The organism is Brucella sp. JSBI001, assembly GCF_026014005.1.
Classification (GTDB): Bacteria; Pseudomonadota; Alphaproteobacteria; order Rhizobiales; family Rhizobiaceae; genus Brucella; species Brucella anthropi.
Window position 1 is genome coordinate 3,112,614 of sequence record NZ_CP110339.1, and the last position, 12,752, is coordinate 3,125,365.

Here is a 12,752-nt window from a genome sequence, read left to right on the forward strand (position 1 = left end):
CTTTTACTATTTGCGGATTTCACCAAGCTGCTTTTGCACTGCGTCGATAATGTCATCGCCGATCTGGGACTTATATTTGGCATAGATCGGCTGGGACTTCTCAAGCATGCGAGCATGCTCTTCCGGTGACAGTGTGTTTACTTCCAGGCCCGCTTCCTTGATCTTCTCGAGCGACTTCTGGTTCAGTTCGCGAATGACTTTGCGTTCAACGTCGCGACCGACTACGGCACACTCACGCAAGGCGGCCTGTTCTTCCGGTGAGTACGTGTCGAAGATCGGCTTGGAGTAAAGGAACAGAAACGGTGTATAGGCATGTTTCGTTTCCGTTACGTATTTCTGCACTTCGTAGAACTTGGACGTATCGATTGTGACGTAAGGGTTTTCCTGTGCATCGATAGCCTTTGTTTCCAGCGCTGAGAAAATTTCACCGAAAGCCATCGGAGTAGCGTTGGCACCAAAGTTCTGGAATGTGTCGAGGAAGATGTTGTTCTGCATCACGCGGACTTTCATGCCGCTGAAATCTTCCCACTTGTTGACGGGATGTTTTGAGTTCGAAAGATTTCGGAAGCCATTTTCCCAATAGGCCAGATTGACGAGGCCAACAGCAGCAAGCTTTTCGTCCATCATCTTGCCGAAGGGGCCATCGACGACGGCGTCTGCTTCTTTATCATTTGCGAAGAGAAATGGCAGATCGAAGACGCCAAGTGCAGGAACGATGCCAACGAGCGGCGATGACGACGTGACGACGCCTTCCTGCACACCGGAACGCAGTGCCTGTGTGGCCTGCAAATCACCTCCGAGTGCACCGCCCCAGAACGCAGTTATCTTCATCTTGCCGCCGGACTTTTCAGCAAGACATTCATTCATTGCCTTGATGCCATTGCCGACGGGATGATCCTCGTTAATGCCGTTCGAAACGCGAATATTGCGATCCTGAAACTCTGCAAATGCAGGAACGGTTAGCGCTCCCGCCACAAGGGCGGTCGTTGCCAGCATAATCAGTTTTCTCATTGAACTCTCCTCCCAGAGTTGATGTTAAACCTAATGAAGCCAGTTCATGGGTACCAATACGAGGCTTGGAAACAGAACCAGCAGCAACAATACGATCACCTGCGAAATCAGGAACGGATTTACGCCTGCGACCACTTTTCCTAGCGGAACCTTTGAGACGCCGCTCACGACATTCAGCACGACGCCCACTGGGGGCGTGATAAGCCCGATACTGTTATTCATGATGAACAGGACACCGAAATAAGCCGGATCAATACCCGCCTGCTTCACGATGGGCATCAGAACTGGCGTCAGGATGAGAATTGTCGGCGTGAGATCCAATGCCGTTCCAACAATCAGCACCAGGATCATGATCGCAAACATCAACAGTTTTGGGCTGTCGATTAACGGTGCAATATAGCCACTGATTTCTGCGGGAATATTTGCGGCCGTTATCAGCCATGACGAAACCAGCGCCGAGGCGACGAGAAACATGATGATGGATGTTGTCTTGGCTGCTCGCAGGAAGACGCCGTAAAGATCGACAAACCGCAGCTCGCGGTAGATGAACATACCGACAAAGAGGGCGTAGGCTGCGGCTACCACGGCTGCTTCCGTCGGTGTCATGACGCCCATACGTATGCCACCTAGAATGATGACTGGCATGCCCAGCGCCCACAGTGCGCGTCCGGTTGCTTGCAGCCGATCTTTGCCGGATTGCTTGGGAAGCACTTTGAGGTTGTCTTTTCTGACGACGATCTGCCACGTGAAGAGCAGGGCGATACCCATCATCAGACCTGGTACAATGCCTGCCATGAAAAGCTGCGTTATGGATACATTGGCGGCAACGCCGAATACGATCATAGCCATAGATGGCGGGATAACAGGTGCGATAATGCCGCCGGCAGCCATCAGTCCGGCAGAGCGCGGGATATTATAGCCCGCTTTCGCCATCATGGGGACGAGGATCGTGGCAAGCGCTGCAGTATCTGCAGCAGCTGAACCCGATACGCTGGCCATAATGATGGCCGCAAGAATGGCAACGACACCGAGACCACCTCGAATATGGCCAACGCAAGCTATGGCGAAATCAATGATGCGACGGGACAAGCCGCCCGAATTCATTAGTTCACCAGCCAGAATGAAGAACGGAATTGCCAGAAGGGTGAAGGAGTCAACACCAGCAATCATGTTCTGCGCTATGATCTGCGTGTTGAACATCCCCATGTACAACATGAGAATGACACCGCAGAACATAAGCGAGAAGGCGATCGGAACACCAATGGCCATAGCGCTGAGGAGTGAGCCGACAAATACTACAAGCGTCATGTCGTTTACTCCATCAGATGATCGAGCGAATGTTCGCCCGCAAAGGTGGCAATTTCCTCATCGGTCAGACGACCGGTGACAGCGCGCAGGAAACGCTCGGCCGCAATGATGAACATTGCGCCGCCGGTGAATAGTCCGACGCCGTAAACCCAGATCATCGAGAGCCCGGTGACGGGTGCAACCATGCTGGCGTTGATGTCGAATTGTTTCCATGTGCCCCAGAAGAAAATTCCCGAACACAGTGCGACGATCAGATAGCTGATCGCCATGCAGGTAATGCGGCCCTGCCGTCCGAAGCGGGCAACGAGCGTCTCGATGCCCAAATGGCTGTTCTCGCGAAAAGTAAGAACGGCTCCGAGAAACGATACCCAGACGAAGAAATAACGCGCAAGTTCTTCCGATACGGTCAATCCGGAATTTGCGGCGTAGCGCAAAATCACGTTGACGAAGACCATAATGGCCATGCCGGCGAGGAGGAAGACGAGAATTGCGCCAAGCATCTTGTAGAAGAAGTCTATGGCTTTCGTCATATATCCGTCCTCAAATTTTATCGAGCAGATTGCGCGCTTGCAGGTTTCGGATCAGCGCCCTTATGCCGAATGTCCATTCGGGACATTTGTCGGTCCGGTCGACCCAATTGACGAGGCGACCGAGCTTGGGGGTTGATATCTCCACACGATCGCCGACTTCATGTGTGAAACCTTGTCCGACACCGCGACGGTCCTTGACAGGTGCGAACATCGTGCCGAGGAACAACACGGCGCCGTCTGGGTATTGATGATTGCGGTTCATCATCTGCGATGCAAGATTTTCAGGATCGCGACTAATCGCTTCCATAGGGCTTTCGCCGGTCATCTCGAAACCGTCAGCTCCGTGAACAGTCAGCGACAGCTTGAGCTTGCGCAACACGTCCATGGTGAATTCGCCATCGAACAGGCGAATGAATGGGCCGATAGCGCAAGACGCATTGTTATCCTTGGCTTTGCCGAGCAAAAGAGCCGAACGCCCTTCGACGTCCCTGAGATTGACGTCGTTGCCCAGAGTTGCTCCAACAATGCGTCCATCAGAAGCGACGACCAGAACCACTTCCGGTTCAGGATTATTCCATTGTGAAATCGGTAGAATACCGACAGTTGTGCCGCATCCAACGGCGGACATCGGCTGGGACTTGGTGAAAATCTCTGCATCAGGGCCAATACCCACTTCCAGATATTGTGACCAGAGCCCCATTTCTTGAAGGAGCGCTTTAACCTCCGCCGCCTTTTCGGAACCAGCTGCGACGCCTCTCAAATTGTCGCCAATGACAGGGGCCAGACGTTCGCGAATTTCACGGGCGCGGGAGGGGTCGCCTTTTGCCTGTTCTTCGATCACGCGTTCAAGCATGCTGTCAGCAAAGGTGACACCGGCTGCTTTAATCGATTGCAGATCGATGGGAGCAAGCAACTCTCCACAATCACCGGAAAGAAAATCGTCCAGAGAGCCAAGATTGGTGAAGTTTTCTGTGCCATCTAACTCGCGTAACAGTGAGTTGTGCTCCAGAAGACCCGAAACTGTAGCGGACAAGCTGGATATATCGTGCACATAACCGTCTTTTACCAGTACTGGACAAGGGCCGTTTTCGGCTTTCGACCATACGCGACCGATCAAGATCGCAGAATGGCTGTCCTCGGGCAAAATCGCCGTTGCTTTCACTTCACGCTTGTCTTGCACAGATATCCTCCCATTTCATGACCTTTCCCATAGGTCATATGTTGTCAGGATGTCTGACAACAAGAGCGTTATTGTTATTAGCAGTCTGGGGCTGTGTCCAGACTTTAGGCCGAGCCAACATCAAAAATTAGATCGATCTGTTTTCCTTCGGCTGACGGTATAGGCCTTGTCCATTTCTGGGTGAAGTTCCATGCCAAGTCCCGCACCGGGTGGAACCGTGATCATCCCGTTCTTCACTTCGGGCAGGGCCGTGACCAGATCGCGATACCAGGTCTTGTAGAATGCGCGGACGCTTTCCTGAATGAGGGCATTCGGTGCATTCAGTGACAGGTGTGTTGAAGCACACAGAACGACTGGTCCTGTACAATCATGTGGCGCGACCGGCAGATGCCAAGCTTCCGCCATGGCGGCAATTTTGCGGGCTTCTGAAATGCCGCCACACCAGCTCAAATCGAGCATGACGACGCCAGCTACACCCGTTTCGAGAAGATCACGGAACGCCCAGCGACTCCCCAGTGTTTCAGAGGCACAGATCGGCGCTATGCTTGCTTCCGCATAGCGCTTGAGACTGCCAAGACTATCCATCTTGATCGGGTCTTCGTGCCAGAAGGTCTTGAAAGGCGCGAGTTCGCGGGCGATCTGCATGGCGGGTAAGAGCTGCCACATTGAATGAAATTCAACCATGATATCCATGCGGTCACCGACGGCTGCACGGATTTTCTCGAAAGGCTGTAATGCCGCCTTTAGATCAGGTTGAGAGATATACTGCCCGCGTGTCTTTTCTGCCGCCATGTCGAATGGCCAGATTTTCATCGCCGTTATGCCCTCGTCCAGCAACGAGAGCGCAAGCTCGTCTGCGCGGTGCAGGAAGCCATTAAGATCGTCACAATTAGCGCCAGCACCCGCCAGACCATAATTGGCGGATTGCTGGCCGGTAGCCTTCTTGATGTATTCAGTTCCGGCGCAGGTATTATAGGTTCGGATGGACTGACGGCTGAAGCCGCCGAGAAGTTGAGCAATCGGGAGGTTGGTAGCTTTGCCGTATAGATCCCACAGGGCAATATCGAAAGCGGAGTTGCCGCGCACTTCCGCGCCGGTTGAACGGAAACCGAGATAACCCACAAGGTCAGATGCCAGCAGATCAATCTGCAAAGGATCGCGACCGACAACGCGCGGCGCAACATATTCGTGGAGATAGGCCTCGACGGTCTCGGACATGAAAAAGGTCTCACCGAGTCCGGTAATTCCTTCGTCCGTATGAACTTCCACCCACAACAGGTTTGGCCGTTCGGCGATACGGATGGTTTCGATTGCGGTGATCTTCATTGCACCTCCCAATGCAGCTCGATTGCCTGCAAACTAGCTTTTCTGACCTTCATTGAGCTTTTCAAGATGAAGGAGCAGGGCGCTGTGATCCTTCTCACCACCGCCTTCGTCCACGAAAGCTGCGAAGGCTTCGCGTACGGTCTCGGTCAATGGCAAGCTCAACGATAGGTCGCTCGCAGTCTTGAGGATCGAATTGAGATCTTTGAGCTGGATGCGCGATGTGCCGCCTGGTTCAAAACTTCGGTCAATCATCCGTTTGCCGTGCAGTTCGAGAATGCGGCTTTCACAGAAACCACCGCGGATAGCGTCGCGGAATGCTGCCCGCGACCCACCACCTTTTTCAACCAGAACCATTGCTTCAGCGATTGCTCCGATAGTTACGGCGACAATCTGCTGATTTGCAAGTTTTGCGAGTTGACCGGCACCTGACGGGCCGACGCGGGTGAGGCGTCCCATTGGTTTGAACACATCGGCAAGGCCTGCGATGATCGCTTCATCTCCTCCGGCCATGATGGCAAGCGTGCCTTCCTGGGCACCCACTACGCCACCGGAAACCGGGGCATCGATGTGATTGATGTCAATTGCCTTTAGATGCTTGGTATGTTCGCGTGCGAAGCCTGGTGAAATTGAACTCATGTCAATGACTGCACTGCCTTTTTTCAAGGCTGCTGCGGCTCCTTGATCGAAAAGGACGTCGCGTACTGCCGGGCCATCGGTCAACATCGTGATGACTAATTCCGCGGTCTCTGCTGCCTCAGCGGCAGACTGAGCAAGTTTGGCGCCTTTTTCAGCAAGAGGGGCAGCCTTGGCGCTGTTCCGGTTCCAGACGGTTACATCAAAGCCTGCATCCAGAAGCCGACTGGCCATTGGTGCGCCCATCAGGCCGGTTCCAAGAAAAGCGATCTTGCGTGTCAACGTTGGCCTCCCATTTCATCTTCGATGTGAACGCGAATGATCTCATCAAAGGATGTTTCTGCGGTGAAGCCAAGAGCCTGGGCGCGTTTTGCTTCAAAACCGGGAGCCCAGCCTGCAACCATACGCATGATCATTTCGTCTGGCTCATGGCGGATCAGACCTACCGCCTTTTCCCCCGCAACGCGACGTAATGCTTCAATCTGCTCGCCTACAGTCGCACTGAGACCCGGCATGGAAAGATTGCGACGTGCTCCAACTGCTTCCGTATCGATGGTGGCTCCATGGATTAGAAAGCCGACGGCTGAGCGCGGCGAAGCATGCCAATGCCGGACATCTTCAGGAACAGGCAAGATTGCTTCTTGCCCGGAGAGTGGCTCACGCAGGATATTGGAGAAAAAGCCGGATGCAGCCTTGTTCGGTTTGCCGGGGCGTATGCAGATCGTTGGCAGGCGAATGCCGATGCCGTCGAAGAAACCGCGCCGGGTGTAGTCTGACAACAGAAGTTCGCTGATAGCCTTCTGCGTGCCGTAGCTCGTCAACGGGGTCGTGTGAAATTCATCAGGGATCGGGTAGGGGAGCGGAGCACCAAAAACGGCAATGGACGATGTGAAAACCACGCGAGGCTTATAGCCGTCAGCAATGTGTGCACGCCTGATCGCATCGAACAGATGGCGGGTGCCATCCAGATTGATTCGATACCCCTTATCGAAATCTAGTTCTGCTTCACCGGACACGATTGCCGCGAGGTGGAAGATGACGTCAGGGCGTCCTGACACGATCTTCTGAGCGGTTTCCATGGTGGATATATCTGCTGCCAGAGTATCGACCGATCCTGCAAAGCCTTTAGGAGGTTCCGCTGCAACGATATCGATAAGTGTCAGTTTTTCAACTGGAGTTTCCCCGAGATGGCCGTCGTTTGAAAGGCGCTGCGTTAGTTTGCGCCCGACCATGCCGGCAGCGCCGATGATTGCAATATGCATCTAGAAGGCTCCTCCTTGCCTCGCAGCCGACCCTACTCGAAAACGTGGCGTTGGCTACCATTACGACACTTCTCCAGTCTCCCACCAGATTTGTGTTGTAGGGTTGTCTGATAACCTTATATGTAGGCGTTGAAAACAGTTTTCTCCGTCTTGCCACAGGAATGAAACGGAAAAGCCTGCCGCATCTTAAAAACTGTCGTACATCCGCGACAGCGCATTGCATATCGGTAAAGCCAAGAGGATATCATGTATGGTTCGGGGGACATGACTGGAAACAAGCAGGCTGATCTCGTTGCTCTTTTGGGCGTCGATCTGGTTATGACCGGGAAAAACGACATGCTTGGCTATTGTCGCGACTGGCCGGGAGATGTGGAGAATACGGCAGTTGCCGTGATCCGACCACGCTCGACAGCGGACGTTTCTGCCGCGGTTAAAACCTGCTATTCACTGGGATTGTCTATCATTCCGCAAGGCGGAAATACCGGTTTGGTGCAAGGCGGCGTACCGGATGGGCGCGACAATCTCGTCATTCTAAGTCTTGAGCGGATGAATCACATTCGGAAGATTGATCCGGATGATTTTTCGGCGGTTGTGGATGCCGGTTGCATTCTCTCCGAACTGAAAGACAAACTGGCAGCCGAAGGGATGTTTTTTCCATTAGCACTTGGTGCACAGGGAAGCTGTCGCATCGGGGGAAATGTCAGCACCAATGCCGGAGGCATCAACGTGTTGCGTTATGGCATGACCCGTGAGCTGGTCCTGGGGCTGGAGGTCGTGCTGCCAGACGGCACAATATTCAATGGCCTTTCGACGCTGAGGAAAGACAATCGTGGGATTGATCTGAAACAGCTATTTATCGGGGCAGAAGGCATTTTGGGAGTAGTGACCGGTGTGGCAATAAAACTTATGCCCTTGCCGGACAAGGTGGAAACTGCCCTGCTGGGGCTCAATTCGCTGGATGACGTGATTGCCCTTTATCGGCGCGCGCGTGTGCAGTGCTGTGATTTGATGTCCGCTTTTGAATTTATGCCGCCAGTGGCTTTTACCTTGGCGCAAGAGGCGATGCCGGAGCTTGCCATGCCACTTGGACAATACCCGGCCTATGTTTTGATGGAGGTCTCGGGTTCAGGGCTGGTCGACATACTATCCTTGATGGAACAGTTTCTCGCGGGCGCGATGGAAGATGGCCTCGTTCTTGACGGGACAATCGCGTCCTCTCGTGCGCAAGGTCAAAATCTCTGGACATTTCGTGAAGCGATGAACGAAGGACAGGCGCTGCGCGGCAAGCACCTGCGTACCGATATCTCGGTCCCGCTTTCAAAGCTGGCATCATTCGTCGGAGAAGCAGAAAGGGAACTGGCCAAGGTCCTTCCAGATTGTCTCGCCGTTTCTTATGGGCATGTTGGCGACGGCAATGTGCATCTCAATGTCATTCCAGAAAGCAATCTCGATGTAGCGACGAAAGACATGAAGATCACGCTTGCAAAAGAAACGATCAATGCTGTTCTGGATCGTTATGCAGGCAGCATCAGTGCAGAGCACGGCATTGGTCGCCTCAAAAGGGAAGATTTCGAGAAGCGCATTGACCCTGCACGGCGAAAACTGCTTGAAGGTATCAAGCAAGTCATCGATCCGGACAATATCATGAATCCGGGCTGCCAGCTTTCTCTTGACTCTTCAAAAGGCTGACGACACACCACTTGCACGGGCAATCAGGGAGACTTCATCAATTTGTTTGGCGAAATCAGGCGTAATGAGCAGCTTCCGGGACGTATTGCTTCGGAAATTACGCGGCAGATCAGTGAAGGTAGTCTTCTGCCGGGACAAAAGTTGCCGACAGAACATAATCTTGCACAAAGCTTCGGTGTCAGCCGGTCGGTTGTGCGTGAAGCGATTGCCCAGTTGCGTAACGAGGGCCTGGTTGAAACCCGACAGGGTGTAGGTGCGTTCGTAACGGAACCCGACAGGCGACATGCTCTCCGCATAGAACCTGAAACACTTGCCAATCGTGACAGTTTCCGCAGCCTGTTCCAGTTGCGAATGGCGTTGGAGATAGAAGCGGCGGGGCTTGCTGCGGTGCATCATGATGAACATGACATGATGCAACTGAATGAAGCACTCGCAGAGATGAGCGGTTCGAAAAAATGGACGGATACCGGTATTGCCGCTGATCTGGCATTTCACCGTGCGCTCGCTTCCGCAACGCATAACGAATATTTTCCGCTGGTTTTGGGTTTCATTGCCGAACGCATCAATCAGGCAATCAATGCGGCGCGTGCGCGGGCAGTACTAGAGCAGATTGTCGAGATTACAATCAATGAACACACCGCAATCAGGGATGCGATTCATTCACGTGATCCGTTGCGAGCGCGCGAAGTGATGCGTCAACACATTGTGCAGGCGGCAAGCCGCGTCGGTCTCAAATTGGAAACTTTCTGATGGCTCCTTCTTTCGAACTATTCAGTCTGGAAGGGCGCATAGCCCTGATTACCGGCTCAAGCCAGGGCATCGGCTTTGCATTGGCTCGTGGGCTTGCAGAACATGGAGCAACGGTAATCATCAATGGCCGTGATCAGAACAAAGTGAATAAGGCCGTTACGCTACTGGAAGACGAGGGCCATACGGTCTTTGCGTCGGTGTTCGATGTGACGGTTGCTGAAGAAGTTCGTGCAGCTATTGATGCGATTGAAGAGGAAATCGGTGCGCTCGATATTCTGGTCAATAATGCCGGGATGCAATATCGCGCGCCGCTTGAAGATTTTCCGATCGAGAAGTGGCAGCAGCTTCTGGAAACCAACATTTCCAGCGCATTTTATGCTGGGCAGGCAGCTGCGCGCCATATGATCCCGCGAGGACACGGCAAGATAATCAACATTGCTTCGGTTCAAAGTGAACTGGCGCGACCTTCCATTGCACCTTACACGGCAACAAAGGGAGCGATCCGTAACCTGACGCGCGGCATGGCCACCGATTGGGCCCGACATGGCTTGCAGATCAATGCGGTTGCTCCCGGCTATTTCAAGACGCCGCTGAATCAGGCATTGGTTGATAACCCCGAATTTACGACATGGCTGGAGAAAAGAACGCCGGCGGGCCGTTGGGGTGACGTGGAAGAGTTGGTCGGCGCTGCGGTATTCCTGAGCAGCGATGCCTCCTCTTTCGTCAATGGACAGGTTTTGCACGTCGATGGCGGCATGACCGCGAGTGTATGAGGAATTGATGCTGCGTATTATCGTTATGGGTGTTTCGGGTTCCGGAAAATCAACCGTAGGCGAGAAGATTGCCGATGAACTGGCGCTCCCGTTTCTTGAGGGCGACTCTCTTCATCCGAAGTCCAATGTCGATAAGATGTCAGCAGGCATCCCCTTGCAGGATGAGGATCGTTGGCCTTGGCTCGACAAAATCGGTGAACGTCTTGCGGCTTCGACCGACGGAATCGTTGTTTCCTGTTCCGCACTGAAGAAGAGCTATCGTGATCGTCTCCGCTCTGCTGCTGGTACACCGGTGCTGTTTGTCTTTCTGGATGGCAGTTTTGAAGTGTTGCACGAACATATGGGGCATCGCACAGGCCATTTTATGCCGGTCACTATGCTGGAAAGCCAGATCGCTACGCTCGAAAGCCCTGTTGGAGAACCGCTGGTCTTCCGCGCAGATATCGCCGAGACCGTGGAAAAAATTGTTTCCGACAGTCTCGAATGGATACGCTCAGTTCAGTTCTAGGACTATTTCAAGGGCCAGAAGAACATTAGTGTTGGGACTGTTACAATCGCTATAATGATTGATAGCGGTAATCCCAGACGTGGATAATCGCTGAATTTATAACCACCTGGCCCCATGACCAGCGTATTGCATTGATGGCCGATTGGCGTGAGGAAGTCACACCCTGCGCCGATCGCAACCGCCATCAAAAAGGCCTCCGGCTTGAAACCAAGTCCGGAAGCAAAACTTGTGGCGATGGGAGCCATGACGAGCACCGTCGCAGCATTGTTAAGAAATGGTGTCACCATCATCGCTGCTACAAGAATGAGCGCCAACGCACCTGCTGGCGGTAACTGATGGCCGATTGTGGCGAGCCCTTCTGCGATGAGGTCCGTGCCGCCGGTTGTTCGCAGCGCATCCGAAACCGGGATGAGTGCCGCAAGCATCACCAGAATTGGACCGTCGATTTCGTCATAGACCTCGTTGAGAGGTATCACCTTGAACAGCAGCATGGCGACAGCGGCGGCAAAGAAAGCCACCGCCACTGGTACAAGGCTTAACGCGGTTGCCCCGATGGCAGCGATCAGAATGGCGAGCGGGATCAACCCGCGCCGAACGCTGCCAAGCATAAGCTTGCGGCGGGCAAGCGGCAGCAATTCGAACTCCGGCAGGAAGGTGGACAGATTTGCTTGTCTGCCTTGCAGTACGACCACGTCACCGAAACGGAGGATGACTTCACTGAGCCGCTCAGTAATACGTTCGCCTGGCCGGCTGACCGCCAGGAGGTTCAGGTCGTAGCGTGCAAAAAGGGCAAGTCTCTGGGCAGTTAGGCCGATAAGGCGCGAATTCTTGCCGATAACAGCTTCCACAACCTCGATGTCGGTGGAACCGCTTGTCTCGGACGGATTACGGTTCTCGGACAAGGTAAGTTTTCCGGCACTTATGACAGCATCGAGCGCCTTGGGATCACCTTCAAGAAGGACAACATCGCCTTCGTTCAGGATCGTATCGGGAAGTGGCGTCAATCGTTGGTCGTTGCGTATGATGGAAGTCACCATCGCTTCACCTTCAGCTGCCTTGATGAGATCGGTCACGCGCTTGCCGGTCATCGTCGAAGTCTTGGTGATACGTGCTTCGGAAGCATAATTCTTGATCTTGATTGCCTCATCCAGCGATACGTTTTCGCGAGTGCGCTGTGGAACAAGCCAGTAGAAAAGTACCAGATAGATGAGTCCTACCACTGACAGTACAGCGCCGACAGGCGTAAAATCGAACATGGTGAAGGGTTCACCGACCATTTCGCCGCGAATGCGAGAAACAACGATGTTGGGTGAAGTGCCCACCTGGGTCATCAAACCACCGAGCAACGCGCCGAAGGCCATAGGCATGAGAAAGGTCGATGGAGAAACATTGGAACGACGTGCGAATTGAAAAGCAACCGGTATCATGATTGCCAGTGCGCCGACGTTTTTAACAAAAGCTGAGAGAACAGTGACGACTGCCACCAGCACTGCAAGTTGGAGCCGCACACTGTTCATTTCTGGCAGGAAACGCTGTACCGCCGCCTGCATAAGGCCGGAACGTGCGACACCTGCACTGACCACCAACGCACTGCCAACGATGATAACGATGTCGTCGCTGAAACCCGAAAATGCGTGATCGAAGGGTACGACCCCAACTACTATTGCCAGGAGAAGTGCACAAAGTGCGACCACATCATAACGGAACTTGCCCCAGATAAACGCCCCCATCATGAGTATGATTACCGCGAAGGAGAGTATCTGCTGGTGCGTCATCTATCGG

12 protein-coding genes are annotated in these 12,752 nt (G+C 53.5%); 4 read left to right on the top strand and 8 right to left on the bottom strand.

Translation table 11 applies throughout. The features are described 5' to 3' along the window. Positions 1–6: 6 nt before the first annotated feature. The 7 genes from LJ361_RS14680 to denD all read right to left on the bottom strand — a co-directional run bounded on the left by LJ361_RS14680 (position 7) and on the right by denD (position 7,250). Positions 7–1,011 carry a TRAP transporter substrate-binding protein gene (locus LJ361_RS14680; protein WP_010658952.1) on the bottom strand — a complete coding sequence of 335 codons (1,005 nt, stop codon included), beginning with the start codon at positions 1,009–1,011 and terminating at the stop codon, positions 7–9. 30 nt (positions 1,012–1,041) lie between these two features. Further along, positions 1,042–2,319, bottom strand: coding sequence for a TRAP transporter large permease (locus LJ361_RS14685; RefSeq protein ID WP_010658951.1), 1,278 nt, complete (start codon positions 2,317–2,319; stop codon positions 1,042–1,044). 5 nt (positions 2,320–2,324) lie between these two features. Beyond that, entirely contained in the window at positions 2,325–2,849 is a 525-nt protein-coding gene (locus LJ361_RS14690) for a TRAP transporter small permease (protein ID WP_010658950.1), read from the bottom strand. Positions 2,850–2,859: 10 nt separating this feature from the next. Beyond that, a complete protein-coding gene (locus tag LJ361_RS14695; protein WP_010658949.1) occupies positions 2,860–4,029 on the bottom strand; it encodes a fumarylacetoacetate hydrolase family protein in 1,170 nt (389 codons plus the stop codon). Between the two features lie 120 nt (positions 4,030–4,149). After that, the gene (locus tag LJ361_RS14700; protein WP_010658948.1) at positions 4,150–5,355 is read right to left on the bottom strand and encodes a mandelate racemase/muconate lactonizing enzyme family protein; all 1,206 of its coding nucleotides are present in this window, start codon (positions 5,353–5,355) and stop codon (positions 4,150–4,152) included. Positions 5,356–5,388: 33 nt separating this feature from the next. Then, complete coding sequence (locus tag LJ361_RS14705) at positions 5,389–6,234, bottom strand: NAD(P)-dependent oxidoreductase (RefSeq protein WP_050897430.1); 846 nt, start codon at positions 6,232–6,234, stop codon at positions 5,389–5,391. A 32-nt stretch (positions 6,235–6,266) separates the two neighbouring features. Further along, on the bottom strand, positions 6,267–7,250 hold the full coding sequence (gene denD, locus LJ361_RS14710) for a D-erythronate dehydrogenase (protein ID WP_010658946.1): 984 nt from the start codon (positions 7,248–7,250) through the stop codon (positions 6,267–6,269). Positions 7,251–7,496: 246 nt separating this feature from the next. Between denD and LJ361_RS14715 the strand changes: the two genes are divergently transcribed. Genes LJ361_RS14715 through LJ361_RS14730 form a run of 4 tightly spaced genes read left to right on the top strand, consistent with a single transcriptional unit; the run spans position 7,497 to position 10,970 of the window. Then, positions 7,497–8,939, top strand: coding sequence for an FAD-binding oxidoreductase (locus LJ361_RS14715; RefSeq protein ID WP_010658945.1), 1,443 nt, complete (start codon positions 7,497–7,499; stop codon positions 8,937–8,939). A 42-nt stretch (positions 8,940–8,981) separates the two neighbouring features. Continuing rightward, entirely contained in the window at positions 8,982–9,689 is a 708-nt protein-coding gene (locus LJ361_RS14720) for a FadR/GntR family transcriptional regulator (protein ID WP_010658944.1), read from the top strand. Beyond that, positions 9,689–10,462, top strand: a complete 774-nt coding sequence (locus LJ361_RS14725) for an SDR family oxidoreductase (RefSeq protein ID WP_010658943.1) — start codon at positions 9,689–9,691, stop codon at positions 10,460–10,462. The genes LJ361_RS14720 and LJ361_RS14725 overlap by 1 nt, the downstream gene beginning before the upstream one ends. Positions 10,463–10,469: 7 nt before the next feature. Further along, positions 10,470–10,970: a gluconokinase gene (locus tag LJ361_RS14730; protein WP_010658942.1), complete on the top strand. Its 501-nt coding sequence runs from the start codon at positions 10,470–10,472 to the stop codon at positions 10,968–10,970. A 2-nt stretch (positions 10,971–10,972) separates the two neighbouring features. Here the strand turns inward: LJ361_RS14730 and LJ361_RS14735 are convergent, their stop codons facing one another. Further along, complete coding sequence (locus tag LJ361_RS14735; RefSeq protein WP_010658941.1) at positions 10,973–12,745, bottom strand: SLC13 family permease; 1,773 nt, start codon at positions 12,743–12,745, stop codon at positions 10,973–10,975. Positions 12,746–12,752 lie beyond the last annotated feature (7 nt).